The sequence below is a fragment of the Nocardia sp. NPDC050712 genome (genome assembly GCF_040654295.1).
Taxonomy (GTDB): Bacteria; Actinomycetota; Actinomycetes; order Mycobacteriales; family Mycobacteriaceae; genus Nocardia.
The window spans coordinates 249,942-275,909 of sequence record NZ_JBFAHT010000005.1; the positions used below are offsets into that span (position 1 = coordinate 249,942).

26 protein-coding genes are annotated in these 25,968 nt (G+C 67.3%); 13 read left to right on the forward strand and 13 right to left on the reverse strand.

Annotated elements, in window-relative coordinates:
* Positions 1-46 precede the first annotated feature (46 nt).
* Positions 47-1,252, forward strand: a complete 1,206-nt coding sequence (locus AB0H76_RS33800) for an AI-2E family transporter (RefSeq protein ID WP_357331132.1) — start codon at positions 47-49, stop codon at positions 1,250-1,252.
* On the opposite strand, the gene AB0H76_RS33805 is transcribed toward AB0H76_RS33800, so the two are convergent.
* The gene (locus AB0H76_RS33805) at positions 1,253-1,999 is read right to left on the reverse strand and encodes a glutamine amidotransferase (protein WP_357331133.1); all 747 of its coding nucleotides are present in this window, start codon (positions 1,997-1,999) and stop codon (positions 1,253-1,255) included.
* 64 nt (positions 2,000-2,063) lie between these two features.
* The gene (locus tag AB0H76_RS33810; protein WP_357331134.1) at positions 2,064-2,849 is read right to left on the reverse strand and encodes a 1-acyl-sn-glycerol-3-phosphate acyltransferase; all 786 of its coding nucleotides are present in this window, start codon (positions 2,847-2,849) and stop codon (positions 2,064-2,066) included.
* Between the two features lie 231 nt (positions 2,850-3,080).
* Here AB0H76_RS33810 and AB0H76_RS33815 point away from each other — a divergent pair, with 231 nt between their 5' ends.
* On the forward strand, positions 3,081-3,770 hold the full coding sequence (locus AB0H76_RS33815) for an MOSC N-terminal beta barrel domain-containing protein (RefSeq protein ID WP_357331135.1): 690 nt from the start codon (positions 3,081-3,083) through the stop codon (positions 3,768-3,770).
* A gap of 10 nt (positions 3,771-3,780) precedes the next feature.
* Here AB0H76_RS33815 and AB0H76_RS33820 read toward each other — a convergent pair whose 3' ends face one another.
* Entirely contained in the window at positions 3,781-4,509 is a 729-nt protein-coding gene (locus AB0H76_RS33820) for an SDR family NAD(P)-dependent oxidoreductase (RefSeq protein WP_357331136.1), read from the reverse strand.
* Between the two features lie 158 nt (positions 4,510-4,667).
* On the opposite strand from AB0H76_RS33820, the gene AB0H76_RS33825 reads away from it, so the two are divergent.
* Positions 4,668-5,006, forward strand: coding sequence for a helix-turn-helix domain-containing protein (locus tag AB0H76_RS33825; RefSeq protein ID WP_357331465.1), 339 nt, complete (start codon positions 4,668-4,670; stop codon positions 5,004-5,006).
* A gap of 16 nt (positions 5,007-5,022) precedes the next feature.
* Here AB0H76_RS33825 and AB0H76_RS33830 read toward each other — a convergent pair whose 3' ends face one another.
* From AB0H76_RS33830 to AB0H76_RS33850, 5 genes are all read right to left on the reverse strand, one after another.
* On the reverse strand, positions 5,023-6,855 hold the full coding sequence (locus AB0H76_RS33830; protein WP_357331137.1) for an ATP-binding cassette domain-containing protein: 1,833 nt from the start codon (positions 6,853-6,855) through the stop codon (positions 5,023-5,025).
* Between the two features lie 34 nt (positions 6,856-6,889).
* Positions 6,890-8,032: a 3-oxoacyl-[acyl-carrier-protein] synthase III C-terminal domain-containing protein gene (locus AB0H76_RS33835; RefSeq protein ID WP_357331466.1), complete on the reverse strand. Its 1,143-nt coding sequence runs from the start codon at positions 8,030-8,032 to the stop codon at positions 6,890-6,892.
* Positions 8,033-8,169: 137 nt separating this feature from the next.
* Positions 8,170-9,642 carry a fatty acid desaturase gene (locus AB0H76_RS33840; protein ID WP_357331138.1) on the reverse strand — a complete coding sequence of 491 codons (1,473 nt, stop codon included), beginning with the start codon at positions 9,640-9,642 and terminating at the stop codon, positions 8,170-8,172.
* 252 nt (positions 9,643-9,894) lie between these two features.
* Positions 9,895-10,635 (reverse strand): LppX_LprAFG lipoprotein, encoded by a 741-nt coding sequence (locus AB0H76_RS33845; RefSeq protein WP_357331139.1) that lies wholly within the window; start codon positions 10,633-10,635, stop codon positions 9,895-9,897.
* 281 nt (positions 10,636-10,916) lie between these two features.
* Positions 10,917-11,495 (reverse strand): helix-turn-helix domain-containing protein, encoded by a 579-nt coding sequence (locus AB0H76_RS33850; protein ID WP_357331140.1) that lies wholly within the window; start codon positions 11,493-11,495, stop codon positions 10,917-10,919.
* 157 nt (positions 11,496-11,652) lie between these two features.
* Between AB0H76_RS33850 and AB0H76_RS33855 the strand changes: the two genes are divergently transcribed.
* From AB0H76_RS33855 to AB0H76_RS33890, 8 genes are all read left to right on the forward strand, one after another.
* Entirely contained in the window at positions 11,653-13,704 is a 2,052-nt protein-coding gene (locus AB0H76_RS33855; protein ID WP_357331141.1) for an alkyl sulfatase dimerization domain-containing protein, read from the forward strand.
* 196 nt (positions 13,705-13,900) lie between these two features.
* Positions 13,901-15,223 (forward strand): dicarboxylate/amino acid:cation symporter, encoded by a 1,323-nt coding sequence (locus AB0H76_RS33860; protein ID WP_357331142.1) that lies wholly within the window; start codon positions 13,901-13,903, stop codon positions 15,221-15,223.
* Positions 15,224-15,271: 48 nt separating this feature from the next.
* Positions 15,272-16,051, forward strand: coding sequence for an alpha/beta hydrolase (locus AB0H76_RS33865; RefSeq protein WP_357331143.1), 780 nt, complete (start codon positions 15,272-15,274; stop codon positions 16,049-16,051).
* Positions 16,052-16,063: 12 nt separating this feature from the next.
* Positions 16,064-16,828, forward strand: a complete 765-nt coding sequence (locus AB0H76_RS33870; protein WP_357331144.1) for a MerR family transcriptional regulator — start codon at positions 16,064-16,066, stop codon at positions 16,826-16,828.
* A 322-nt stretch (positions 16,829-17,150) separates the two neighbouring features.
* Positions 17,151-17,798, forward strand: a complete 648-nt coding sequence (locus tag AB0H76_RS33875) for a DUF4239 domain-containing protein (RefSeq protein ID WP_357331145.1) — start codon at positions 17,151-17,153, stop codon at positions 17,796-17,798.
* 5 nt (positions 17,799-17,803) lie between these two features.
* On the forward strand, positions 17,804-18,649 hold the full coding sequence (locus AB0H76_RS33880) for a hypothetical protein (protein WP_357331146.1): 846 nt from the start codon (positions 17,804-17,806) through the stop codon (positions 18,647-18,649).
* A gap of 87 nt (positions 18,650-18,736) precedes the next feature.
* A complete protein-coding gene (locus tag AB0H76_RS33885; protein ID WP_357331147.1) occupies positions 18,737-19,585 on the forward strand; it encodes an AraC family transcriptional regulator in 849 nt (282 codons plus the stop codon).
* 58 nt (positions 19,586-19,643) lie between these two features.
* The gene (locus tag AB0H76_RS33890; RefSeq protein WP_357331148.1) at positions 19,644-20,504 is read left to right on the forward strand and encodes a sterol desaturase family protein; all 861 of its coding nucleotides are present in this window, start codon (positions 19,644-19,646) and stop codon (positions 20,502-20,504) included.
* 50 nt (positions 20,505-20,554) lie between these two features.
* Here AB0H76_RS33890 and AB0H76_RS33895 read toward each other — a convergent pair whose 3' ends face one another.
* Complete coding sequence (locus AB0H76_RS33895; RefSeq protein WP_357331149.1) at positions 20,555-21,271, reverse strand: spermidine synthase; 717 nt, start codon at positions 21,269-21,271, stop codon at positions 20,555-20,557.
* A 516-nt stretch (positions 21,272-21,787) separates the two neighbouring features.
* On the opposite strand from AB0H76_RS33895, the gene AB0H76_RS33900 reads away from it, so the two are divergent.
* Positions 21,788-22,024, forward strand: coding sequence for a hypothetical protein (locus AB0H76_RS33900; protein ID WP_357331150.1), 237 nt, complete (start codon positions 21,788-21,790; stop codon positions 22,022-22,024).
* A 126-nt stretch (positions 22,025-22,150) separates the two neighbouring features.
* On the opposite strand, the gene AB0H76_RS33905 is transcribed toward AB0H76_RS33900, so the two are convergent.
* Together AB0H76_RS33905 and AB0H76_RS33910 are read right to left on the reverse strand one after the other, a co-directional pair.
* A complete protein-coding gene (locus tag AB0H76_RS33905) occupies positions 22,151-22,294 on the reverse strand; it encodes a hypothetical protein (protein WP_357331151.1) in 144 nt (47 codons plus the stop codon).
* Positions 22,295-22,572: 278 nt separating this feature from the next.
* A complete protein-coding gene (locus tag AB0H76_RS33910) occupies positions 22,573-23,061 on the reverse strand; it encodes a MarR family transcriptional regulator (RefSeq protein ID WP_357331467.1) in 489 nt (162 codons plus the stop codon).
* Between the two features lie 59 nt (positions 23,062-23,120).
* On the opposite strand from AB0H76_RS33910, the gene AB0H76_RS33915 reads away from it, so the two are divergent.
* The gene (locus AB0H76_RS33915) at positions 23,121-24,347 is read left to right on the forward strand and encodes a multidrug effflux MFS transporter (protein ID WP_357331152.1); all 1,227 of its coding nucleotides are present in this window, start codon (positions 23,121-23,123) and stop codon (positions 24,345-24,347) included.
* Positions 24,348-24,444: 97 nt separating this feature from the next.
* Here the strand turns inward: AB0H76_RS33915 and AB0H76_RS33920 are convergent, their stop codons facing one another.
* Positions 24,445-24,963 carry a VOC family protein gene (locus AB0H76_RS33920; RefSeq protein WP_357331153.1) on the reverse strand — a complete coding sequence of 173 codons (519 nt, stop codon included), beginning with the start codon at positions 24,961-24,963 and terminating at the stop codon, positions 24,445-24,447.
* Between the two features lie 185 nt (positions 24,964-25,148).
* The gene (locus AB0H76_RS33925; RefSeq protein WP_357331154.1) at positions 25,149-25,922 is read right to left on the reverse strand and encodes a class I SAM-dependent methyltransferase; all 774 of its coding nucleotides are present in this window, start codon (positions 25,920-25,922) and stop codon (positions 25,149-25,151) included.
* Between the last annotated feature and the right edge of the window lie 46 nt (positions 25,923-25,968).

Here is a 25,968-nt window from a genome sequence, read left to right on the forward strand (position 1 = left end):
CGGTCAATCCCTGCCCGGGCTGCCCCGGCGTGCGAGACTTGCGGGCGTGAGCAGGCTCAGCGAGGCATTCGACAGCGGTAAATCGGGCGACCTACCGGAGCGCGGCCAGGTCATCGGCCGCGGTGTCCTGTGGGTGACCAAGTGGGCGCTGTGCCTGGTGGCGATCGCGGCGGGCGCGTGGGTGCTCGGCAACATCATGGCCAAGCTGTGGGTGGTCATTCTGCCCGTCCTGCTGGCCATCGTGGTCACCACCGTGCTGTGGCCGCCCGCGGGCTGGTTGATGAAGAAGGGCTGGCCGCCCGCCGCCGCGGCCTCGGTGTCGCTGCTCGGGTTCGTCGGTGTCCTGGCCGGCGTCATCGCGCTGATCATCCCGACGGTCGCCGATCAGGCGCCCGACCTCGCCGAGAAGGCGACCGACGGCATCGAACGGGTCCGCAACTGGTTGCAGGGCCCGCCGCTGCGGGTGCGCGACGAACAGCTCGACTCCGCCGTCGAGGCGGTCACCGGGCGCTTGCAGTCCAGCGCCGAGCAGATCGCCTCCGGTGTGTTCTCCGGCGTCACCACCGCGACCTCGGTGCTGATCACCCTGTTCCTGGTGCTGGTGCTGGCCTTCTTCTTCGTCAAGGACGGGCCGCGTTTCCTGCCCTGGCTGCACCAGGTCACCGGCAGCCGCTGCGGCACCCACCTGGAGCAGGTGCTGGCCCGGGTCTGGGTCACCCTCGGCGGGTTCATCCGCACCCAGGCCGTGGTCAGCCTGATCGACGCCGTCTTCATCGGCGCCGGCCTGGTGATCCTGGGCGTGCCGCTGGCGGCGGTGCTCGCCGTGCTGACCTTCCTCGGCGGCTTCATCCCCATCGTCGGCGCGTTCGTGGCGGGCGCCCTGGCGGTGCTGGTCGCGCTGGTCGCCAACGGGCCCACCACCGCGCTGATCGTGCTGGGCATCATCATCGCCGTGCAGCAGCTGGAAGGTAATGTGCTGCAACCGGTCCTGCAGTCGCGCAGCATGAAACTGCATGCCGTGATCGTGCTGCTCGCGGTCACCGCGGGCGGGTCGCTCTACGGCATCGTCGGCGCCTTCCTCGCGGTGCCGGTGGCCGCCGTGGTCGCGGTGATCATTCGCTACATCGGCGAGCAGATCGACCTCGAGACCGGCGTGGCCACCGAGCCCGGCGCCCCCGAAGAGGTGGATGCGACCGCCCCCGACCACGATCACAGCACCGAAGTCGTCCGGGGCACCAAGGATTCCGAGTAGTTACCGCGCCGGGCCGCCCAGGTAGCGGGCGCCGAACCGGCGCAGGATCTCCATCGGGACGGTGATCGACTCCTTGTGGCCGAGCTCGGTCAGGTAGTCGGCCTCGGCCGGATCGAAATAGCCCGCGTGCCGGTAGGTTTCGATGCGCAAGGCCAGGCCGTTGCCGTCCAGTTCGGGATGGAACTGGGTGGCGTAGACGTGCTGCCCGACGCGGATCATCTGCACCGGGCAGCCGGCGGAACCGGCCAGCAGCACCGCGTCCGGCGGGACGGCCTGGCAGGCCTCCTTGTGGCCGACGAACGCGCGGAACGTCCGGGGAAGGCCCCGCAACAGCGGGTCGTCATCGGCGGCCTCGTTGAGTTCGATGGTTTGCGCGCCCGGCGATTCGCCGTAGTTCTCGCTGCCGACTTTGCCGCCGAGGACATCGGCGAGCATGCCCAGCCCGTAGCAGGCGCCGAGATAGGGCAGATCGCGCCGGACGATCTCGGCGACCAGCAGGCGTAGTTTCGGCTCGAATTCCAGTTGGTAGTCGTACTTCTTGGCGTCGGGGTTGCTGACGTTGCTGGGGCCGCCGCCGACGATGACCGCGGCGTAGTCGTCGAGTTCGAGATCGGGGAATCGCTGGTCCATTCGGACCCGCACCATCTGCTCACGCTCCAACTCGCTCGCGCGCAGAATGGCGAAGTACTCGTCGTCGGCGGCGGAGTCCTCGGGACGCAGCTGCAGCAGCAGGCAGGGTTTCGGCATGGCTCCGATTGTGGAAGATCGCGGGCGCACAATAGGTGAGGTCGGCGATATGGCCGTGTCGCGGTCAGCCGATGATCGGCAGGGTGCGCTCGTCGGCCAGGCGTTTCAGCGCGGCCTGCATGATGCCGGTGACGTGTTCGTAGGCGCGGTCCTGGTCCAGCTCTTCGCCCAGCGTGGCGCGTAGATCGATCGGGTCCAGGAATTCCACGGTCACCTTGGTGGGCAACGGAATATGGCCCGCGAGATCGCCGAAGTTGACGCCCCACGGCAGCGCGAGTGAAATCGGGAAGACCTTCAGCCGCAGCATTCGATCCAAGCGCAGTAGCCGGGCCAGGCGGTCGCCGCGGGTGAGGATCAGCTGATTCTCGTGCGCGCCATAGTTGATCACCGGGACGATCGGCACCTTCGCGTCCCAGGCCAGGCGCAGAAAACCGGTGCGCTGCGCGAAATCGATCTGATCCTGCTCCCAGGCGGGCCGATGCACTTCCCAGTCACCGCCCGGATACACCAGCACCGCCGCGCCGCTGTCCAGTGCGGCGCGGGCGCTGGCGGGATCGGCGGCCACCGTCCCGAACTTCCGCAGATAGCCGCCCAGCACCGGGAACGCCATCACCAGATCGTGCGCGAGCTGATAGAACGGCCGCTCCGGCCCGAAATGCCGGGTGAACGCCAGCGTCGTCACCACCACCTCCGGTGAGACGTTTCCGCCGGAATGGTTGCCCACCAACAGCACCGGCCCCTGCGCCGGCACCCGCTCGATCCCCTTGATCTCGGGCCGGAAGTACACCCGCACCAGCCGCCAGCTGAATTCCAGGCTCCGCGCGATGAATTCGGGATCCCGGTCCGTCATATCCGCTCTCGGCACCCGCGCCCTGACCTGCTCGGTCACCCACCCGGCGGCCCGGTCGAACGGTACTGATCCAGGAATCCCGAAGGGCACGGCGAACCTCCTCGTAACGCAAGTCACATCCTCGACGGAATGCCTCCACCGCCCGCCCCCAAACATCGACCGCTAGCATCGGGCGATGCTCGACCGTGAAAACCTCGCTCCCTTCGCCGAACTCCCGCGCTGACCATGCAGGTGGGCACGATCGATCAGATCTGGCGCTATCCGATCAAGTCGACGGGTGGCGAGCGGTTGCGCGAAGCGGAGATCGACGCACGCGGGATCGTGGGTGATCGCCGCTTCGCTGTGCGCGACGGGAACGGAAAGTTCTGCTCCGGCAAGAACACTCGGCGCTTCCGGCGCATGGACGGCCTGCTGCACCTGAGCTCCCGTCTCACCGCCGAGGGGCCGCGGCTCTTCGACCCGCGCGGTCGCGCGATGCCGGATGCCGGCACCTATCTGCGCGCCTATCTCGGGCGCGATGATGTGGATATCGCTGAGGAGGGCGACATCTCGCACTTCGACCAGCTCGCGCTCTCGGTCCTGACCACCGCCACCCTGGACTGGCTGGCCGACCAACTCCCCGGAATCCCGGTGGACGCCCGCCGCTTTCGCCCGAACATCGTCGTGCGCACCCCACCCGGCACCCGCCCGTTCGCCGAGGACGGATGGTTCGGCCGCAAAGCCCGAGCCGGTCGCGCCCGAATTGCGTTCGACCGCGCCAGCATCCGCTGCGTCATGGTCGACGCCGCCCAGCCGGACCTGCCCTACTCACCGTTGGTCCTGCGCACCCTGGCCCGGGCGCACGACTCCCGACTGGACGCCCTGGCCGAAGTCGTCACCCCGGGCACCATCCGCCTGGGCGACGAGATCACCCTCCTCTGAGCGCGCGTACTCAGGACCGGGCGGCGGGGTGGCGGCCGGGGACCGCGGGGTGGATCTGTTCGATGCGGTCGCGGGTGGCGTACATGGTCCAGTAGTGCTCGGCGAGATCGTCCGGGTCGACGGTGGGGAAGCCGGATTCTGTTGTGGCGGAAACCGATTCGGCGATCTCGCTGCGGGTGATGTAGGCGGCGATGGCGAGGGTGCCGACGTAGATGCCGGTGTCGGCGAGTTCGCCGTGCAGGGAGTAGGCGTAGTTGCGGGCGGCGGCCATGATCGGGCCGACGCCGCTGAGGTGCGGGAGGGGTTCGACGGCGGAGTAGCCGTGGGTCAGGAGCAGGGCGCCGTCGCCGCGGGCGGTCCACTCCGGAAGCAGCGCCCGGACCACTTCGACCGGGGTGAGCAGCAGCAGGGGGATGAGGCTTTCCAGGGTGGCGGCGTCGAGTTCGGCCGCGGGGGTGAATTCGTGGTCGAGGCCGATGGGACCGTACTCGACGACGTCGACGCGGCCGAAGTGGTCGTGCAGCGCGCCGATCAAGGCCGGGACGCTCGCGGTGTCGGTCAGATCGGCGGGGAAGGCGGCGGCGTCGATACCGTCGGCGGCGAGGCGCTGGGCCAGCGCCTCGAGGCGATCCTTGCGGCGCGCTATCAGCGCGACCCGGAAACCTTCGCGCCCGAAACGCCGGGCGACGGACTCGCCGAGCCCGGTACCGGCTCCGAAGACTGCGATGACTTTCGACATGTGATGCTCCATTTCCTGGTGTGGAGGACCAGGATGGAACATCGAAAGAGACCGTACAAAAGGCACATTCATGTCTGTGCCGGAGGGAAATGTGCGCTATGGAGGTCAACCCGCGAATCGCCCGGATCGGGCCCTGCGCCGATATCCCACCCGAGCGGATGGACTCGATACGCCGCGTCCTGGGCCGCGTCGGCGACAAGTGGAGTCTGCTGGTGATCGCGGTCCTGGAGAACGGCCCGCTGCGCTACGGGGATCTGCACTACGGCGTCGCCGGCATCTCCCAGCGCATGCTGACGCTGACCCTGCGGCAGCTGCACGAGGACGGGCTGGTCAGCCGGACCTCCTACCCCGAGGTGCCGCCGCGCGTGGAATACGCTCTCACTCCGCTGGGCGCGGGCTTGCTCGAAATCGTTACCGCACTGGTCGGCTGGGCCTCGGAGCATCACGAGGAAATGGACCGCAACCGGGAACAGCGCAACGGCTCCCTACCGCGGTAGGGAGCCGTCGCGAGAACTACTGCGCGATCGCCGCGGTTCGCTCGGCGACCCGCCCGAAGTCCAGTTTCACCAGCTGGTCGGCGCAGTCGAAGTACCGGTCGTCGTGGGTGATGACGATGACCGTCTTCCCGCGCTGCTTCAGGTCCAGGAGGATCTCGCGATAGAAGACGTCGCGGAACTTGGGATCCTGATCGGCGGCCCACTCGTCGAAGACGTAGATGGCGCGGTCTTCGAGCAGCGCGGTCAGCAGGGCGAGGCGTTTGCGCTGGCCCTGGGACAGATCGAGGGTGGACAGCCGGCCGTTCTCGACGGTCACCTTGTGCGAGATCTGCAGCTCGTCCAGGTAGCGCCGTACTTCGCCGTCGAGGTCGGGCCGGTCGAAACCGAGGTAGTCCTCGAACAGGTGGAAGTCGGTGAACACCGCCGAGGAGTTCTGCCGGAACCACTCGATGTTCTCGTGGTCGATCTGCTCGCCGTTGAGCGAGAGCCGGCCGCTGCGCGGAACATAGAGTCCCGTCACGATTTTGGCGAGCGTCGACTTGCCGCTGCCGTTGCCGCCGACGACGAAGCTGATCTGCCCGGGCTCGAAGACCAGGTCCAGCGGGCCGAGGTGGAAACCCTCGTCGCCGTCCGGTCCGGCCAGCGGTGCCATCGGCATCGGCATGCCGTCGGCGCCACCGTGGTGGATGCGCTTGTGGCCGTTGACATCCGGCCCACCCGGTCCGCCGGGCGGCGGGCGATGCGGGGGCCGCTGCCCCTTCGGCGGACGCGGCGCACCCGGACCGGGCGCACCGGGGCCGGGCGCACCCGGTGGTGGGAACGGCGGCGGCAACTCGGTCCGGTAGCTGTAGCCGACCCCGCTGAGCTCGAGCCGCGCCGATTCGATCGCGGGACGCTCGGTGTAGGGCAGCTGCTGCTCGTCGTGCAGCGTCTCCATCGACAGGTTCATGGTCCGGATCTTGGCCAGCGCCACGTCACCGCGCAGCAGGTCCGGCAGCCGGTGCATGAAGTTCTGCATCGGCATCGACAGGAAGGTCGTCACCAGGACGTAGGCGACCATGACATCCTGCGGCAGCTGCAGCGCCGAGGCGATGACGAACAGGATCAGCGCCATCGTGCCCAGCTGCAGGATCTGCCCGACGCCTTGGGCCACCGCGAATTTCGAGCCGGCGTCGACATTCTGGTCGCGCAGCTGCGCGGAGGTGCCGAGCAGCTGCCGGTCCATGAAGTCGCGCCGCCGCCCGCGGTGCAGCTTGAGCTCCTTGATGCCCAGCGTGACGGCCTGGAAGGACCGCAGCAGCGCGTCCTCGTTCTCCCGCGACGCCTGGTAGATGCGGCGCACCCGCTTCAGGAACGTCTCCACGCAGGCGATGCCGAGCAGGGTGCCCGCGATGGTGATCGCGAAGATCGGCCCGGACACCACGGCCAGGAAGACGAAGCAGCCGATGATGGTGGCCACGTCGATGCAGATGCTCGGGATCGCGGTCACCGCCTGCGACAGCGAGCGCACGTCCTCGGTCAGCGTCGCCATCAGCCGGTGCATGCCGAGCCGTTCCAGATGCTCCAAGGGCGCCGAGACGATGCTGGAGCTCAGGTCGGCCCGCAGCCGGTAGATGGCGTCCTGGGCCAGCCGGAGCAGCAGGATCTGCGAGAGCACACCGCTGACCAGGATGACCAGCCCGGTCAGGGCGAAGGTCTGCACCGTGATCGCCGGATGCGGCTCCGGCGACACCACGCCGCGGATCAGGGTCAGCAGATAGGTGTTGGCCGCACCGCAGACGAGGCCCGCGACCACCACGGCCGCGATCCGCAGCCGGGAAATCGAGAGGAGGAATCTGATCAGTTGCATTGCTACTGCGCTTCTTTCGAGAATTTCGCGGCGACTATCGACGGATGATGTCGAAGATCATGCCCTCGAGGGTGACCCCGGGCGCGAAGGAGAACGCGACGCCCGTGGAGATCGGGGCGGCGGACTCCGCCTGCTGAATCATGTTCTCCAACACGAAGATCAGCGAGACACTGAGCATGTTGCCGTGCTCGGCCAGGATGTCCCAGCTGGGCGCGGCGGTCTCGGCCGGGATGCCCAGCGAGTGCGCGGACTGCTCGATGATCTTCGGCCCGCCCGGGTGGATGGCCCACAGCGCGACATCGGATTTCCGCAGGCCGTTGCGGTGCAGCGCCTCGGTGATCACCGGGTCGACGCCGTGCAGGATGTACTGCGGCAGGCTCTCGGCGAGCTCGCAGGTGATGCCGTTGTCGTTGACGCGCAGCACGATGCCGTCCTCGGCGTCGTCGAAGAGCCGGCTGAAGCTGTCGCGGATGACCACGCTGCCCGGCGCCAGCGGCTGATGCACCTGACCCGCGCCGATCACCACCGCGCCGCAGCCGTCGCCGAACAGGCTGTGGATGATGACGTCGTTGATGTCGTCGTCGAACACCGCGTTGACCGAGCTCAGTTCCAGCGCGATGACCAGCGCCTTCTTGTCCGGGTGCGCCCGAACGTAATCCGCGGCCGACCGGATGCCGTTCATCGCGGCCGCGCAGCCCATGAAGTTGATCAGCACCCGCCCGATCGACGGCGAGAGCCCGAGCTTCTTGACCACCGCGACGTCCACGCCGGGTGCGATGAACCCGGTGCTGGTCACGAACACCAGCAGGCCGATATCGGCGGCCGGGTCCGCGACGCCGGCGATGGCGCGCCCGGCCACGTCGACCGCCAGCGGCACCGCGTGCTCGTAGAACAGATCCATGCGCTCGCGGATGGTGGCCGGTTTCCGGCTGTAGGCCAGGAATTGGGGATCCAGCGGGTCGACCGCCAGGCGGCGGGTGTCGATTCTGGTCTTCTCGTAGACCCGGGGAATGCGGGCCTGCTGGACCGGATCGGCGAACAGCGCGGCGACCTTGCCGGCCGCTTCGGCCTGGGAGTAGGTCTCACTCGGTGATCCGGTGGCGATGCCCTCGATCACCGCCACCGTGGTCGGGGGAGCAGGCGGCAGCGCTCCGTATCCGTGCTCGGCCCCCACCAAGTGCCGGCCAGTCTCGGGCCGAGCGCCACCCTCATCGATAATCACAGACACGAATTTCTTCCTTTCGAGAAAAGACAACTTCGGTGACCGCCCGTCACCCTCCAGACGGTGCGGTCGCCGATAGCGGTGGAGGCGGTTTATACCGTTCCGATTCCGGTGAATCCCTGCACCGTGTAGGTGGCACAGGTTTTCAGAGCGGAGGGCGCCAGATGCTCGCGCATGAAGCCCCACTTGTTTTCCTCTGCCTCGCGGGAGGGCGAGAGCAGGTAGGTCTGAATTTGCTTGGGGAATCGGTCGGTGAAGAAACTCTTCGCCGGTAGCCATTCCACCCCGAATTTCTCGGCTTCCTCGCGCACCACGTCCTCGGTCGCGATATTGGCGAAACCGCTGCGCTGGTAGGGCAATACGTGATGCACCCGGTGCGAGCTCAGGCCCGCGGACAGGAAGCAGTCGACCCAGCGGTTGCCGACCACCTTGAGGTCGTAGGCCTGCTCGAGCTGGTTCACGCCCCAGTCCTCGGTGTCGGAATGCAGTTCCTCGGTGTCGGCGTCGAAGTCGTGGCTGGCCACCACCAGGAACGTGCTGACCCACATGGTGACCACGAATTGCAGGACCCAGGCCCAGAAGTCGCCGGCCAGCGTGAACGCCACCAGCTCGGCGATCAGCAGGAAGCGCACGCCGAAGGAGCCGACGAAATGGCCCAGCGCGCCGCGGCGGGTGCCGTACATGTCGCGCACTCCCACCTGCCGGACCAGGCGGCAGACGTCGAGCAGCCGGATCAGCATGCCGGTCAGCGTGTGCCCGAACTTGTGCATGGTGTGCACCGGAATCCGGTACAGGCGCGGAATCTGGGTCATCATCGTGAAGACGTTCTTCTTGATGTCGACTTCACTCTGCGTGTGCGGATGGTGCAGCAGCGCGTGCCCGTCCGCGGTGACGAACGCCAGCGCGACATAGTTCATGTCGAAGGCGTTGACGGCGATCTTGTTCCACTGCGACTTCTGCGCCCGGTGGATCGCGTAGTGCCCGAAGCCGGCAAGTGAACTGCGCAGGACCACCATCGCGAAGACGAACAGCGGCAACGGCATCCAGTTCGGCTCGGCCAGGCGCAGGCCCTGCACCGCGAAGTACAGCACCGCGAGCACGCCGACCACGATGTTGAACAGCGTGTCCATCCGCTTCAGGCGGGCCGCCAGTGCGGGATCCTTCAACCGCGCCTTCACCTGGTGCAGCAGGTCGTTCTTGTCGTCGAACCGGTACTTCGGGGTGTCGCGCCAGCTGTCGAAGCCCTCCTTGAACAGAAAGTCGGGCGCGTTGGCCTTGGGGTGGATGTCTTCCGGAATCGCCTGCCGGTCCAGGGCATAGCGTTCGATCATGCGCCCGATCCGCTCCGGATCCTTGTGGTAGGAGCCGATGATCGAGGTGATGTCGCGATTCTTGGTGCGGCCGATAAAGAATTCCCCGCCGGGATGCTTGGAGATCCACTGGCTCAGGTCGTAGGCTTTCCCGTTGTACACCCAGACGTTCGACACCGGAGGGGGGCCGGGCGGGGGGCCGGGCGGCCGACGGAAGTCCTGCTCCTCGGTAGCGGGGCGGTCACTCGTCGTCATGTCTTTCCTTTGGAACAGGGTTGTAGCTTGCGGCGCGGGCGGAGTTGTTCTGAGCGTTACGACAGAATCTTCCGTGCGGCTGCTTGCATCTCACTGAACAATCTCTTAAACCGGTTTAGGCGTTGCAGGATTGGGTAGTGGTGTTAACGCAACGCACCGCTCCCAAAAACGGGAAAGCCGGTCCGGAAGCAGGGGACAGCCGAAGCCGCCCCCACACTCCCGGACCGGTCCTGACAACCCGGTCGGCGAAAATCAGCTGCCGGGCTTGAGCACGTTGACCGCCTTGCCGTGATCGGTCAGGGTCAGCTTGATCTCACCCTGGTCCTTCTTCACGATGGCGCGGATCAGGTTCGGGCCGGTGCCCGGCGACGCGGCCGTGGACGGCAGCTGGGTGGCCGAAGTGGTCGGCGGCGCGACGTCCTTGATCCACACGGTGATCGGCAGATCGCCGATGCCCTCGCCGGCCCGCGGCACGATCGGATCGATCGCCGAGCCGCTGATGGTGCCGGTAACCTTGACGGTGTCGACGCCGTCGATCTTCTCGCGGCCCTCGGCCTTCGCGTTCTTGATCTGGGCGATGACGTTGGCCAGGCCCTTGTCCTTGTCCAGCAGGACGCCCGGATCGTAGATCTTCTCCGCCGGACCGATCTTGGTGTAGGTGGAGCCGTCGGTCAGCGCGTAGAGCGTCTTGTCGACGACCAGGAACTTGGCCTCGATGAAGTCCGCTTCCGGCTTGGTGCGGATCTTCGCTTCGCCCTGGGCCGCCCCCTGGCCCTGTGGCTGATTGGTGACACCCGCGTCGATCTTCTCCATCGGAAGATTCGGGATGTTGGTGATGTTCAGTGCCATGTGCACCGACTGCAGCGTCTGGGTGGTCTTGGAGCACTCCGAGACGAGCTGGCTGCCCTCGGGCAGCTGCGAGGGCGGCGGTGCCGTGGTGGTCGAGGAGGAGGATTCGGAGGAGTTGCATCCGGCCACCAGCGCGGCGAACATCGACGCAGCCAAAACGACTGGCGCGATGCCCCGCCGACCGACCCGGAGTCGGTGGGTGATTCGCGTACGCGTGGTCAAGTCACTCATATAAAGCCCCTGATTGAGGTGTCGATCTACCAGCTTTTGAAGGGCATCTGCCGCCCCCCAACGCAGTAGTATGTACTACTTGTCTGGCTTTTGGGTTCATCGGTTCGGTTTCGAGACCCCTAACCGGGGCGGCATTCCGGTTGGGTTCCGGTCCGCTGTCAGCGTTCTCGTAGCAACGCTCGCGGCGCCGCCGCTCAGCGCTCGGCGGTGAGCAGGGCGAGCAGGGTGCGGCGGATCGCGGCGGAGGCCGCCTCGGTACCGAGTGCGCGCCGTTCGACGAGGTGATGGCGGGTCGGCCAGCCGAGGGCGGCATCGATCAGGTCGAGCAGTTCCGGGTCCCCGTCGAGTTCCGGGGCGAAGGCCGCGTCCAGGGCGTCGCGGATCCGCTTGTCCGTCAGTCGCATTCGCTCGTCGATGCCGGGCACCGCGGGGGAGGCGAGCAGCCCCAGCAGGCGCGGATTGCGCTGGTGCGCGTAGATCGCGGCGCTCTGCTCGACCGCCAGGTCCACCCGCCGGGTCAGCGGCCAGGCCGGATCCGGGCGTGCGATGAGCGCCTCCACCTTCTCCGATTGCGCGTCCGTCGCGGCGACGAGGAGCTCGTCGCGGCCGGGAAAGTGCACGAAGATGTTGCGCTCGGAGACGCCGGCGCGGGCGGCGAGGGATTTGGTGGTCGGCTGGAAATCGCCCTCGTGCAACAACTCCAGCAGGGCGCCGATGATCACACCCCGGGTCTGCTCGGGGTTGCGCCGGCGCCGGGTGCCTTCGTCGGTCATACCTGTCATCCGATCACAGCGCGGGCGTCGTCAGGGGCAGTGGGCGCGGCGGGTCGATCAGGGAGGCGCAGGTCACACCACTATTGCAGTGTGACTGCAATAAGGTGCTAGGATTGCAGTAACCAGAACATTGCTGCGGTGCGAAACGGGAGAACTCATGACCGGCGATCCGGGAGAAAACGCGGAGGAGCGGCGCGCGGGGGTGTCCCGCCGCGGCGTGTTCGGGGTCGGCGCGGCCGCCCTGGCGGCGGCCGGAATCGGCGTGAGCCTGAGCGGATGCGACGAGGCCGGAGAGGTGAACCCCGCGGCGACGCAAACCGATCCGAGCGAGCACGTCACCGCGGCGAACCAGCGCGCCGCCGCCACGCTGCCCTTCGACGACACCGCCGACTTCGCCGACGCCGACCGCGGCTTCCTGGCCGCGCTGAACCCCGGGGTCGTTCGCGATGCCACCGGAAAAGTCGTCTGGGACAACGACTCCTACGATTTTCTGGGCGACCCCTGTCCGCACTCGGTGCACCCGAGCCTGTGGCGGCAATCCCAGCTGACGGTGAAGCAGGGCCTCTACGAGATCGCGCCGGGCTTCTATCAGATCCGCGGCCTGGACCTGTCGAACATGACCCTGATCGAGGGCGACACCGGCGTCGTCGTCATCGATCCGCTGGTCTCCACCGAAACCGCGGCCGCCGGTCTCGCCCTGTACCGCGCGCATCGGGGTAACCGGCCGGTCACCGGACTGATCTATTCGCACTCCCATGTCGACCACTTCGGCGGGGCCCTGGGCGTCACCACCAGCGCGGACGCGCTGGCCGGTCGCTGCCCGGTCCTCGCGCCCGCAGGTCTGGTCGAGCACGCGGTGGCGGAGAACGTCTACGCGGGCACCGCGATGGCGCGGCGCGCGGCGTATATGTACGGCGCCGCGCTACCCCGGGGCCCGAAAGGTCAGGTCAGTGCGGGGCTCGGGCAGACCGTCTCGGTCGGCACCGTCTCCCTGATCGCGCCGACCCGCGACATCACCCGCACCGGTCAGCAGGAGACCGTCGACGGCGTGCGCATGGTGTTCCAGCTCACGCCGGGCACCGAGGCGCCCTCGGAGATGAACATCTATTTCCCGGACCGGCGCATTCTGTGCATGGCCGAGAACGCCACCCACACCATGCACAACATCCTGACGCTGCGCGGCGCCCTGGTCCGCGACGCGCACGTCTGGTCGCAGTACCTGACCGAGTCGATCAATCTGTATGCCCGGCAATCGGATCTGGTCTTCTCCTCCCATCACTGGCCGACCTGGGGCACCGACACCATCGTCGAATACCTGTCGCGGCAGCGCGACCTCTACGCCTACCTGCACGATCAGACCTTGCGCCTGCTCAATCAGGGGTACGTGGGCGCGGAGATCGCCGAACAGCTGCAACTACCGCCGCAGCTCGCCCGGAACTGGTCCACCCAGGGCTATTACGGCTCGGTCAGCCACAATGTCAAAGCCATCTATCAGCGCTACATGGGCTGGTTCGACGGCAATCCCGCCCATCTCTGGGAGCATCCGCCGGTCGAGAACGCGAAACGGCACGTCGACGCGCTCGGCGGGACCGCGGAGGTGCTGCGCAAGGCGGACAAGGCCTACGCGGCAGGCGACTACCGATGGGCCGCGCAACTGGCGAACTACGCGATCTTCGCCGACCCGTCCAGCAAGAAGGCCAAGGATCTCCAGGCGAGTGTCTTCGAACAGCTCGGCTACGGCTCCGAGAACTCCACCTGGCGCAACTTCTTCCTCAGCGGCGCGCACGAACTGCGCAACGGCTCCTTCGGCACGCCCACCCAGGCCAACTCGAAGAGCCTGCTCGGCGCGCTCACCGTCGTGCAGGCCTTCGACGCCATGTCGCTCTACATCAACGGCCCCAAGGCCTGGGACCTGCGACTGGTCTCGGACTGGCGGTTCCGCGACGAGAACGATCGCGTGCACCGGGTCGAACTGCGCAACGGCGTGTTGATCCACTACGACCGCTTCGCGGGCGACGGACTGCCCGCGCCCGACGCCACCATCACACTGACCCGTGCCGCGCTGATCGGGACCATTCTGGCCGGCGCCGATGTGATGGCGGCGGTGCGGAAGGGCGACATCGCCATCGAGGGCAACGGCGCGGTGCTGCTGCAACTGAAGACTGTGCTGGACAAGCCGGATCCGGGTTTCGCCCTCGTCACGCCCTAGCGGCGGCGGACGAGAATACGCACCCGGGCGGAATTGGTCGGATGAATCCTTTATCCTTTTAGCGCGATGAATTACTCCGTGACGGTGGTGCACCTGGTCGCCAGGCTGCACGTAGACCTGGGCCGCCTCGCCGCCCACCTGTGTCGCTGACCCGCGCCCGTAGCCCGGTCAGTACCGTTCCGCTTGGAGTTTTCCCATGTCATCCCCTGTTTCGCGCACCCTCAATCCCGCGCGCTGGTCGTTCGGCGTGCAGATTCTGCTCGGCCTGGCGGTCGGTATCGGCGCGGGCCTCATCGCCCGCGCCACCGACGCCGCCTGGCTCACCACCACGCTGACCCAGATCGGCAGCATCTTCGTCCAGTTGCTCAAGCTCGCGGTGCCGCCGCTGGTGTTCACCGCGGTGCTGGTCAGCGTCGCCGGACTGCGCCACGTCACCAATGCCGCCCGGCTGGCGGGGCGCACGCTGCTGTGGTTCCTGGGCACCTCGCTGATCGCGGTCGCCGTCGGCATCACGCTCGGCCTGATCAGCAACCCGGGGCGCGGCGTCGAGCTGTCGCTGACCGGGGTGAAGGCGCCCGAGCACAAGAGCGGCTGGACCGACTTCCTCACCGGCATCATCCCGACCAACGTGGTCGGGGCCTTCACCAACGGCAACGTGCTGCAACTGGTGTTCCTCGGCCTGGTCTTCGGCATCGCCGCCCTGAAGCTCGGTGACGCCGCCAAGCCGTTCCTGGACCTCGCCGATTCGGTGCTGCAACTGGTGCAGAAGGCGCTGTGGTGGGTGATCCGGCTGGCCCCGATCGGCACCGCCGGCCTGATCGGCAAGGCCGTCGCCAGCTACGGCTGGGACCTGGTCCGGCCGCTGGCCACCTTCACCGCGGCCATCTACATCGGCTGCATCATCGTGCTCGCCGTGGTGTACCCGGCGCTGCTGCGCTTCGCCGCCGGCGTCAACCCGGTCCGCTTCTACGCCAAGGCCTGGCCCGCGCTCGAGCTGGCGTTCGTTTCCCGCTCGTCCATCGGCACCATGCCGCTGACCCAGCGGATCACCATCGAAAGGCTCGGTGTCCCGCGGGAATACGGCTCCTTCGCGGTGCCGTTCGGCGCGACCACCAAGATGGACGGCTGCGCGGCGGTCTACCCGGCGGTCGCGGCCATCTTCGTCGCCCAGATCAGCGGCATCGACCTCGGTATCAAGGACTATCTGCTGATCGCCTTCGTCTCGGTGGTCGGCTCGGCGGCGACCGCGGGCCTGACCGGCGCGATCGTGATGCTGACCCTGACGCTGTCCACCCTGGGCCTGCCGCTCGCGGCCGCGGGCCTGCTGCTGGCCATCGACCCGATCCTGGACATGATCCGCACCGCGACCAACGTCGCCGGTCAGATGGTGGTGCCGGTGCTGGTCGCCAAGCGGGAGGGCATTCTCGATCAAGAGGTGTTCGACCAGCCCGCGGCCCCGCTGACGGCCGCCGAACCCGAACCGAAGCCGGAACCGAAGCCGGAGCCGGTTCCCGCCTGAATGCCCGGGGTTGACCTTGACGCAGGGTCAACCCCGCAGCATGGGGACATGACTACGAAAAGCCCTGCGGTGCGGCAGTTCACGGTTCACCACGACGGCGTCACGATTCCGGTGACCCGCGGCGGTCAGGGACGGCCGCTGGTCTTCGTTCCCGGCCTGACCTCGACGCAGGCCGAACTGCATGAACTCCTCGCGCTGTTGCGGCGCGACTTCGATGTGCTGTCTTTCGACCTGCGCGGCCACGGAATGTCCTCGGCCGCCGCGACCTACAACTTCGCGGCCTTTCTCGCCGATCTCACCGCGGTGCTGGCGAGCCCGCAGACGCCCGCGGCCCCCATACTCGCCGGTCATTCGCTCGGGGCGGACCTGATCGTGCACTACGCCGCCGCGCATCCGGTCGCTGAGCTGGTGCTGATCGACGGGGCGAATCCGATCCCCGAACCGTTCATCACTGACCTCGACCTCCCGCAGTTCCGGACGCTGTGGGCGGACGCGGCACGCTGGCACGAGACCCACCGGGGGACCGAGCGCCAAGTGCTGCTCACCGCACAGCAGATCCTCGATCTCAATCTCGAGCTGGATGTCCTGCGGGCGGAACTGCTTACGCGGTACCGCGGGATCGACTGCCCGATCCACCTGATCGCGTCGACCGCGATGGCCGGCGACAGCGCGGACGGCCGGGTGCCGCGGCACAACCGGCTCTGGCGGGCCGGGATCGACCGACTGGTCGCGGCGCGACCGCGTCTCACCCCGGTCTGGCTCGACGCGAGCCACGGACTGGTTCTCACCCACGCTCCCGAGATCGCACAGATCCTGCGCGACCTGTAGGAGGCTGGTTCGGTGTTGACGATCGGGGAACTGGCGGCCTACGCCGGCGTGACGGTCCGGGCGGTGCGCCACTATCACGCGAAAGGGCTGCTGCCGGAACCGGAACGGGACCGATCCGGGTACCGCGCCTACGACGCCGGCGCCGTGGTCGAACTGATCAGGATCAAGACCCTGGCGCAGGCGGGTGTCCCGCTGGCCCGCGTGCGGGAGTTGCTCCGCGCCGGGCCGGACGAGTTCGCCGCGGCCATCGCCGAGATCGATGAGCGGTTGCGCGCGGAGATCCGGGAACGCCGGCGCCACCGCGAGCGGATCGCCCGCCTCGCCGCCGGGGACAGCCTGGCGCTGCCGCCGGAGATCGTCGAGTTCCTCGATCGGTTGCGCGAGCTCGGGGTCGACGAGCGGATCGTCGAGGTCGAACGCGACGGCTGGATTCCCCTGGCCGCGCACGCGCCGGACCTGGTGCCCGCGTTGATCGCTCGCAAGCGCGCCCAGCTCGCCGAGCCGCAACTGCTCGACTTCTACCTGACGCTGGGCAGCGTCCTGGACCGGAACGCGGAGGGCCCGGAGCTGGTGCGGCTGGCCGACACCATGGCGGCCTACCTCACTCGGCTGGCCGAGGAACAGGGCGCGGACTACGTCGGCGGCGGTATCGAGTCCGCGCTCGTCGAGTTGCTGGACACGCTGGTGTTCGACACCTGGCCCGCGGCCCGGCGCCTGCTCGAGTTGTTGCGCGATCGTGGCTGGACTGGCTGGACCAGGCTCGAACGCACCCCGTAGTTATCTACTGTTGACCCAATCGATTACGTGTCGCAACCATCCAAACGAAGTTGATCAATCTTTCGACAATCCGCTGCTGCAACGGATTCGGCCGAATATCATCAGACAGCGCCTGAATTGCACTGAGCTGTCTGTTATTCGAATATTTCGCCGTCAACCGTCCGGGGATCCTTTTCGAGATAAAAGGGCATGTGTCATGGTGAACGATTTGGTTTGGCAATTGCTTGTGCCCGTTGTTCTCGGGATCGCGGCACTCGTCATATTTCTTGTAGGAGACCGGCTTCGGCCGAAATCATGGTGCCAGGACGAGGGGTCGGGCACCGTGGTCGTCGATCTGATCAACACGCTGTTCATCGCCGTCGCCGCGTTCGTCGTGGTGATCTGCTGGCAGCAATACGACAATGCGCACAATCACACCGTCGCGGAATCCAAGGCGCTCGTCGAGGTCTACCAGTCCGCCGACGAATTGCCCGCGCCCGAACACGACCGGGTGCAGGGCCTGGTCCGCGATTACACCCAGGAGGTCGTCGGAGACGAGTGGTCGGTCATGGACGAGAAGAGCCGGCTGAGTCAATCGGCCCAGGACACCCTCGATGACGCTCGCGACACCGTCTCGGGGATGCAAACGACCGACCCCGATGTCTCCGACGTGCGCGACAGCGTGATCGCCGGTCTCGACGCGGTCGAGCAGGCCCGCCACGACCGTGCGCTGGATGCGAGCCTCGAGATGCCCGGATTCCTCTATTTCGCCCTGTGGTTCAGCGCGATCCTGCTGCTGTTCAGCGCGGTGCTGTCCGGCGTGCTGGTCACCCGGCGCAGCGTGGTGATGACCGGGCTGCTCGGCATCGTGCTCGGCGTGACCATCGTCGCGATCTACGGGCTGGACCGGCCGTTCGGCGGCGCGAACACCGTCTCGAAAGTCGCCTACGAACTCGCGCTCTCGCGCTTCCAGCAGATCACCTGGCGGTGATCGAGATGGCGCACAGCAGAGCACTGACCCTCCTGCCGCTCACCGCGGTACTGCTGGCCGGTGCGCCGGCGGCCGTGGCGGCCGATCCGCTGCCGCCCTGGGTCGGTGAGATCGTCACCGGCAGTGTCGAATCGGGCTCCGCGGAGACCGGGAGCGCGATCGACGGAACCGAACTGGGCCTGGGGCCGAGTGCGGCGCCGGTGCGGATCGGGACGGGCAGCGCCGGCGGCGCACCCGCATCCATCCCGATCCCCGCACCGGTCCTCGCACTCGAGAGTGAACCGGAAGTTGTGGCCGAAGTGCCCGCCGAGCCACCGGCACTGGATTCGGGAAGCGTGAAAACGGCATGTGCGGCCGGCCTCGCCGCCGGCAGCGCGCTGATCTTTCTCGGCAGCGCCACCGGCAGCGCGTCCGGAAGTGGCTTCGGCAGCGTCATCGGGCCGGCGCTGATCGGCGTGGGCTCCAGCGGTTCCGGCACGGGCAGCGCCGCGGTCGGGAGCGCGGCGGTCGGCAGCGCGGTGACCGGTAGCGCGCTGCTCTGCCTGCTGTGGCCCCTCGACGGCATGCCCGCGCTGCCCGGCATCCCGCTCCAGCTCGGCCCGCTGTTTCCCGCCGCGCAACCACCCCCGATGGCCACGCCGGCGCCGATCCCGGTCGCGGCACCCGAGCCCGTTGTGGAAGCACCGAATCTGGTTGCGGTACCCCGAGTTCCGAAGGGGGTGTTGCCGGAGGATCCGCCGGAGCCCGATCCGGTCGCCTGGAATCTCTTGCAGTTGCTGGCGGTGCTGGTGGTCACGGTGCTCAGTACGGTGCGCGGCGTCGCGGCGAGTAGGCGCCGGGCCGGGCGGTGAGTTGGCCCGCGGCGCGGGCGAGGTGAGGGGTGGCGGTCCCGGCCCGCGGCGCGGGCGGGGTGGGGGTGCCGGACATAAACTCGCGCAATGGTCGAAACGCCCGCCGCCGCCCGCTGGTCCGGTGGTCTCGTCCTGACACCCGGCCTGATGGCGTTCACGGGGGATATCGGCGACACTGCGGCGCATTCGCATGCGGCGGTCCAAGTTCTGCTGGTCACGCGGGGACGGGTCGTGCTCGCCGATGCCGCCGGTCGCACGAGGCCCGCGCACCTCGCGATCATCCCGCCCGGCATCCGCCACGAAGTGCGCGCAGGCCCGGGCAGCACGGGCCTGCTCGCCTATCTCGACCCTGACAGCGTCGCCGGGCGAGCGGCCATCACGCGCATGCAGGGCCTGCCCGCCGACGAGGTCGCGAGTTGGATCGCCGCGGCCACACCCCGTTTCAGCGCATCGGGGGCAGACGGGCCGGGGCCGCACATGCCTGGCCTCGGGTTGCCGAGTTCCGGTCTGTCGGGCACCGGCCACGGCGCAGCGGACTCCGAAATCCCGGACCCCCGTATCTCGGGCTCCGGCAATTCCGGCGAGCCGAGTAGACGTCCGCGCTCGGATTCTCATCCCGCGGTGACCGCCGCACTCCGCTTGGCGACTGAAAGCCCCTCCGGGCCACCCTCATTGGTAGAGATGGCGGATCAGGTGGCACTGTCGTCGAGCCGCCTCTCGCATATCTTCGCCGCGCACATGGGACTGCCCTACGCGGCGTGGCGGCGCTGGACCAAACTGCTGCGCGCCCTGGACGCCGTCCAGACCGGCGCCTCGCTCACCGAGGCGGCGCACGCGGCGGGCTTCGCCGACAGCGCCCACCTCACCCGCACCTGCCGCGACCTGTTCGGCATCACCCCGACCGAGGCCTTGCAGGCGACCGGCCGGCGGACCTGACTCGAGGTCAGCAGATTTCTTCAAGCGCCGCCGGCCCCCCACCGGCGAGGCTGAAACCATGGTCAAGCTCCTGCAACCCCTCGTCCGCTACGGCTACGCCCCGCTGCTGCTGCTCGGCGTCAACGGCGCCGGCGTCGCCCTGGCGGCGTCCGGCGCGAACAAACTCTGGCTCCTCGGGCTGCTCGTCGTCGCGATCGCCCTGTCCTTCGCCGCCGAACGTTTCCTGCCATACGAGCAGGCGTGGAACAACTCCCACGGCGACGTGCAGCGCGACACGGCGCACACCTTCGTCAACGAAACCCTGATCCTGGCCAGCGTCGCCGTCATCCCGCTGCTGGCCGCTCTTGCCCCGGGTGACGGAATCTGGCCCACCGCACTACCTTTCGTGATCCAGGTGCTGATCGCGATCCTGGTCGCCGACCTGGGCGTCACTCTCACCCACTACGCCAGCCACAAGATCGCCGTGCTGTGGCGGTTCCACGCCGTGCACCACAGCGTCAAACGCTTCTACGGCCTCAACGGCCTGATGAAACACCCCCTGCATCAGACCATCGAAATGGCCGCCGGTGTCGCCCCGTTGATCGTGCTCGGCCTGCCCGTTCCGGTCGCCGCCGCCCTGTCCCTCGCGGTCGCCGTCCAACTACTGCTCCAGCACTCCAATACCGACTACCGCGTCGGCCCACTGAAGTACTTCCTCGCGCTCAACGAAGGTCACCGCTTCCACCACCTCAAGTGGGCCGGTATCGGCGACGTCAATTTCGGCCTGTTCACCCTGCTGTGGGACCACCTGCTCCGCACCCACAGCTACGACCCGGCCCGCCGCTTCACCAGCGATGATCTCGGCATGGCCGCCAAGCCGGATTACCCCGTCGAGTACCTGGCGCAACTCGCCGAACCGTTCACCCGGCGCGGCGCCTGACCCGTCACCGCGGCGACCGAACAACCTGGACCCGGTCTCCGCGGTACGCGTCAGTGTCGAGTCGCGAGATAGACGGTATTGGTCGACCGGCTCCGGGTGAGTGGATTGTCGAAGAACACTTCTTCGGCCTCGACGTCGGTGAAAACGGCACCGAGCACCGAAAGGAATTCATCATCGGGCGCGTCATCGGACCACAGGGCGAAAGTGCCGCCCGGTGCGATGTGCTCCGCGAATGCTCGCAGCCCCGCCTCGGTATAGAAGGCCGTATGCGGGTGATGCAGGACGTGGCGCGGCGAATGATCGATATCCAGTAGGACCGCGTCGTAGGTGCGCCCCGGGTGCTGCGGGTCGAACCCCGTCGTGCCCGCGGCGGCGGCGAAAAAGTCCGCACAGACCAGTTCGACCCGGCTGTCGGCGGCCAGCCCTACGGTATCGGGAAGCAGGTCACGCCGATGCCAGTCGATGACCGCATCGGTGTATTCGATGACGGTCAGCGTCCGAACCCTGTTGTCGAGCAAAGCTTCTCGTGCGGTGTAACCCAGGCCGAGCCCCCCGACCACGACATCCAGATCCGCACCGGGCGTCCGCGCCAGTCCCAGCCGCGACAGCTCACGCTCCGCGGCGGTGAACAAACTCGACATGAGGTACTCGTCGCCGAGCTTGACCTCATAGATATCGGTGCGCGCCGTCGGCTCGAATCGGCGACGCAGACTGATCTCGCCCATGGGAGTCTGCTGCCAGCCGAGTTCTTCGAAGCGTGTGCTCATCGCAGTGACACTAGGCGTGATGCCGCCGAACTCCGCACAGCCGGGCCGAGGCCGGGGCGATTTGGTTACCGGTTAGCCTGAGTGGCCCGGGCGCGGAACGGCAGCGCGATTGGTGGGGTCCGGCACCAATTCCGTGACACCGCAACAGGTTTCCACCCACGACTGACCGTCGAATTCCCGGTAGCGATCCTGCCCGCAATGGTCACCGACCATCGCCGGCACCTCGCGTGCGAGTTCTCGAACTGGATCGAAGCGGCGACTGAAGGTGCGCCGCGATGAGCTCCGCTCTTGAGCCTGACTAGCCGGCGTCGCGGGATCCCTCCGCGCAGGCACGCGAGGTCCTCGAAACCCTGGCCGCGCCCCTGTACTTCAGACTGCTGGTGACGGCGGAGCCAATCGATGCCGAACTCACCGCCCGGTGCATCGAGCACACGATCACCCTCTATCGACCAACGCCGTAGTATTGGGCCTGACTAATCACGGCGTGGCCGAACGAGCGAACGGCGGAGGCGAAGAATGACCGACGAGGAAATCGTCGTCTCGTTCGCGCTGACCAGACTGGATAACGCGAACAGCGACCTCGATCTGGAAGACATCGCCGCCCTGGTAGTGCGCCGCCTGACCCCCGATCAGATACTCGACCTCGCCACCCGCACCCTGGCCGCACGAAATGAGCTCCGGGGAGCGTTGTTCGAGTCCGCGGTCGAGCACGTGCTCAGGACCGTCCTGACCGCCCGAGGTCCTGTCGACTAACGAATCGGCACAACACCAGCCGGCCGGTTGTTCAGCCGACGCCAGAAGCCATCGGCCTGTTGATCCTCTCCGCGCCCGCGCTGGCGGCTTCCGAACGCGCGGGTCGCGGCGGCGGTCGAACTCGGACTATTCGGTGATACCCAGGGCGTGGCAGATCAGCGACGGGTCCATCTCGTCGACGATGAAGTCGTACATCTCCTGGAAGTTCTCGTTGACAAAAGCGGTGCGCTCGTCACTCGAGCTGCCCTGGGACTGAGCGAGAGCGAGCATCAGTTGTTTGACCTCCTCCTCGGTGCTAGCGGGAGTGAGCTGCTCTCTGATGTCTCGCACCAACTGTTCACAGAACTCGAATTCGGGGTTTGCCATCATCAGGTCCTCTCCGTGAAGACTGGACCGCCCCGGCCCAGCACTCCTCGAATCAGATCATGAACTCCGTTCTCTCCGCAGTGATCCGGCGGTTCCCGTCAGCGCGGTCGAGAGGTGACCGCCACGGTGACCTCGAGGTTGTCGCGGATCCCTACGAGTGAACTCGCTCGACGAGAAGTCGGTCAACCGTGAGCCGTGCGGCGTTCCCGCAGAGCGGCACCGAGCGTGCGCAGCGCAGGCACCGCGGCCGCCAAGGCGATCCGCTGATCGTGAGTCAGCACGGCGATCCCGTCGGCGACGATGCCCGCCCAAGCGTCCTCGATCAGCGCCATGCCGTGCTCGGCGTCCCGCGTGGGATACAGCCGCACGGCACGGCGGTCACGCGGATCGGTCTCGCGGCGGACGAGGCCGAGCGCGACGAGTCCGCGCACCACGGCGCTGACATTGCTGGAATGCAGGCCCAGTTCCTGGGCGAGCACTCGCGTCCCTGTGCCGGGTGCGTCGAGCACGTACCGCAGCACTTCGAGCTCCGAGGGAGCCAGCGACGGCAGTTCCGCCTCGGCCACCCCGCGAAATCGCAGGACCCGCGCGAGCGCGTAGAGCGCTGGGGTCAGCTCTAAGGCCTCGCGCTTCAGGACCTCGTGGTCGGCTGCGGAGTCGGTCTTGCGCATACCCAAGCTTAGCAGTAGATATAGATATATATTTGTACCTATCTCACCAAGGAGCCACGTTGGCCACCCCTGCCTCCCCATCGGCCGCGCTGACCACGACACTCGCCTTGCTGTCGTTCGTAGTGCCCTTGTCCACCGATATGTATCTACCGGGCTTTCCCGCGATGGCCCGCGAGCTGGGCACAGATGCCGCGGGTGTCCAACTCACCCTCACCGCGTTCCTCGTCGGCCTGGCGGCCGGGCAGCTGGTGCTCGGCACCCTCTCCGATCGCTACGGACGACGCGGGACGATCCTGCTCGGAGTCGGGATCTGCACCCTGGCCACCGCGCTGTGCGCTGTCGCCCCCTCGATCGAGGTGCTGCTCGGCCTGCGGTTCGTCATGGGGTTCACCGGCGCGGCCGGGGTGGTCGTGGGCCGAGCCGTGGTCACCGACATCGCTACCGGCGCCGTCGCCGCGAAGCTCTTCGGCCTGCTGATGGGATTGGGCGGCATCGCCCCCATCGTGGCGCCCCTCGCCGGTGGGTTCGTCGTCGAGGGCGCGGGCGGATGGCGCGCGGTGTTCTGGGTGCTCGCGGGCACCTCCGCGCTCATGTTCCTGGCCGCGGTGTGGTTCGTGCCCGAGACCCTCCCCGTCGATCGCCGCCACACCGAAGGCGACGGCAACACTCTGAAAGTCGTCGTCTCCGTCCTCGCCGACCGCTCCTACCTCGGCCACACCTTCGCCTTCTGCCTGGCCACCGCTGCCCTCTTCTGCTACATCTCCGCTTCGCCGTTCCTCCTGCAGAACGTTCTCGGTTTCAGCGTCAGCGTCGCGTCGACCGTCTTCTCGATCGGCGCGCTCACCGCCACCGCCTCCACCCTGATCACCAGCCGCCTAGTCGGTCGCTACCACCCGCGGCTGCTGCTGCGCATCGGACTGGCCATCCTGCTGACATCCAGCGCTTCCGCCTTGCTGATCACCCTCACCGGGCAACTCACCCGGGCATGGGTCCTCGGCCTCGTCGGCGTCGGATTCATCGGCCTCGGCCTGGTCTTCGCCACCGCCCCCGGGCTCGCGCTCGAGCGCGTGCCCCACGCGGCCGGAACGGGTTCGGCCCTGCTGGGCGCGTTGCAGTACGTTCTCGGCGCAACCGTGGTTCCACTCATGGGCATCGCCGGCGAGCACTCCGCCGTTCCCCTGTTCATCGGAATGACCCTATGCACCCTGCTCGCCGTATTCGCACTGTCATTGACGAAGAGGGCGTCCGCGAGCGTGTCGGGAAGCTATACCAGCCAAGCCTTCTGATCCGCCGACCAACGCGCGCCACGCGGCACGTGCGGACGTCTCGGTGGCATCTGTGCAGCCGCTCCGGAACCCGGATTTCGGCGGGACTACCGGAGTCCTACTCTCCAGCCAGGTTTCGTGCCGACATCTCCTCCCGCAGACTCACCTGCACATACCCCATCGCCTCGAACGCCGCCGGCTCGGCGAACCGCGCGACCAGCTCTTCCGGCGCAACCTCTTCCACCCGCTCCTGCAACCACCACAGGTGCCCCTGCGGATCCCGCACCCGGGCAACACGTTCACCGAAAGCCAGCAACGTCGGCCGAGTGACCACCCGCGCCCCCGCCGCCACGGCCCGGTCGACACTCTCCTCGACACTCGAGACATAAACACGCAAATGCGACGGCGTCGACGGCCAACCCGGTTTGGCATCGAACAACATGATGACGCTGTCATCCAGCTCGACTTCGACGTGCCCGATATCCCCGTCGGGATCGGGCATCCGCGACCCGGGCGTTTCGATCGCCGCGAACACCTCGGTCAGAAACCGCACTTCGGCATCGGTATCGACACTGATGACCCACGCATTGACCCGCGCGTACCGGGCAGGAACCTGAACTTGATCATGATCTGACACCTGCCCAGAATGCCAGCGCACAACCACCGCCGAGAGTCCCGAAAACCATGGGGGAGAAAGGACCTGGTGCCATATGTACGCGGCATCTGATGCGGCGAACGCACGACACTCGGCAGATCAGTGTGTTCCTCGGCCGGCGCCGCAGCTCTCAGGATCGCGCGCTCCGCGGCGTTGCGGAGAGTCGTTCAACGCCTAGTCGCCACGAAGACTTCCAGACTTACCGGTTCGAAAAGCTGTCCATCAGGGGAGAACGAACTCAGGGCGCGAGTGGCCTCTTGCTCGAAGGACTCGCGATCGTCCAGCAGGCGCCGTAGCGGCAGCGAGGTCGAGTACAGATATCCGATTGCCTGCTCGATCGTCCACCGCCGCCGAAATTCGTAGACTCGTCGATCTACCTTCGGAAACGCCGAGCGACGCAGTACCGCGTCATGGGACAGGTAGTTGTCGGATATCTTGGGTCGCTGCGACTCATTCGTTGGCACGAAACGGTTTTGGATCTCCTCGAGCCTTCGCTGCCAGTCCGTGACCGGGCGCACGAGGCAACTGTCGTTGGCGATCACCAGACCGCCGTCGTCCTCGACCATCCCGCTGAGGCCGGCGAGCACTTGCTCTCGATCCATCCAATGAAACGAGCGGCCCATGGTGACGACGTCGAATCGACCCAGTCCGGTTGGCAGATTCGCCGAACTACCTTCTATCCAGATCGCATTCGTGACGCCAGCGCGGTCGGCGTACTCCGCGGCCTCGATCAGCATATCCGGCTCGGGATCCACCCCGACTGCCTCACGTGCTGTCTTGGCCAGGGGCACGGTCAATTGGCCTGTGCCACAACCTAGATCGAGGACTCGACGACTTCTGTCGAGACGGAATGTGGCGATGATCTGGTCGAGGAACTCTCGCGGATAGCCCGGCCGGTAGCGCGCGTAATGCCACGCGGTACCCGCGAAAAGACCGTCCACCAGACCCCCTACCAATCGAAACCAATCTAGCCGCCCTGTCTGAAAT

Coding starts and splice junctions, on each gene's coding strand:
- AB0H76_RS33805 (WP_357331133.1), bottom strand. CDS start 1,999: ATGCCGAAACCCTGCCTGCTGCTGCAGCTGCGTCCCGAGGACTCCGCC.
- AB0H76_RS33810 (WP_357331134.1), bottom strand. CDS start 2,849: ATGACGGACCGGGATCCCGAATTCATCGCGCGGAGCCTGGAATTCAGC.
- AB0H76_RS33820 (WP_357331136.1), bottom strand. CDS start 4,509: ATGTCGAAAGTCATCGCAGTCTTCGGAGCCGGTACCGGGCTCGGCGAG.
- AB0H76_RS33825 (WP_357331465.1), top strand. CDS start 4,668: ATGGACTCGATACGCCGCGTCCTGGGCCGCGTCGGCGACAAGTGGAGT.
- AB0H76_RS33830 (WP_357331137.1), bottom strand. CDS start 6,855: ATGCAACTGATCAGATTCCTCCTCTCGATTTCCCGGCTGCGGATCGCG.
- AB0H76_RS33840 (WP_357331138.1), bottom strand. CDS start 9,642: ATGACGACGAGTGACCGCCCCGCTACCGAGGAGCAGGACTTCCGTCGG.
- AB0H76_RS33845 (WP_357331139.1), bottom strand. CDS start 10,635: ATGTTCGCCGCGCTGGTGGCCGGATGCAACTCCTCCGAATCCTCCTCC.
- AB0H76_RS33850 (WP_357331140.1), bottom strand. CDS start 11,495: ATGACCGACGAAGGCACCCGGCGCCGGCGCAACCCCGAGCAGACCCGG.
- AB0H76_RS33855 (WP_357331141.1), top strand. CDS start 11,653: ATGACCGGCGATCCGGGAGAAAACGCGGAGGAGCGGCGCGCGGGGGTG.
- AB0H76_RS33860 (WP_357331142.1), top strand. CDS start 13,901: ATGTCATCCCCTGTTTCGCGCACCCTCAATCCCGCGCGCTGGTCGTTC.
- AB0H76_RS33865 (WP_357331143.1), top strand. CDS start 15,272: ATGACTACGAAAAGCCCTGCGGTGCGGCAGTTCACGGTTCACCACGAC.
- AB0H76_RS33880 (WP_357331146.1), top strand. CDS start 17,804: ATGGCGCACAGCAGAGCACTGACCCTCCTGCCGCTCACCGCGGTACTG.
- AB0H76_RS33885 (WP_357331147.1), top strand. CDS start 18,737: ATGGTCGAAACGCCCGCCGCCGCCCGCTGGTCCGGTGGTCTCGTCCTG.
- AB0H76_RS33890 (WP_357331148.1), top strand. CDS start 19,644: ATGGTCAAGCTCCTGCAACCCCTCGTCCGCTACGGCTACGCCCCGCTG.
- AB0H76_RS33895 (WP_357331149.1), bottom strand. CDS start 21,271: ATGAGCACACGCTTCGAAGAACTCGGCTGGCAGCAGACTCCCATGGGC.
- AB0H76_RS33900 (WP_357331150.1), top strand. CDS start 21,788: ATGACCGACGAGGAAATCGTCGTCTCGTTCGCGCTGACCAGACTGGAT.
- AB0H76_RS33905 (WP_357331151.1), bottom strand. CDS start 22,294: ATGCTCGCTCTCGCTCAGTCCCAGGGCAGCTCGAGTGACGAGCGCACC.
- AB0H76_RS33910 (WP_357331467.1), bottom strand. CDS start 23,061: ATGCGCAAGACCGACTCCGCAGCCGACCACGAGGTCCTGAAGCGCGAG.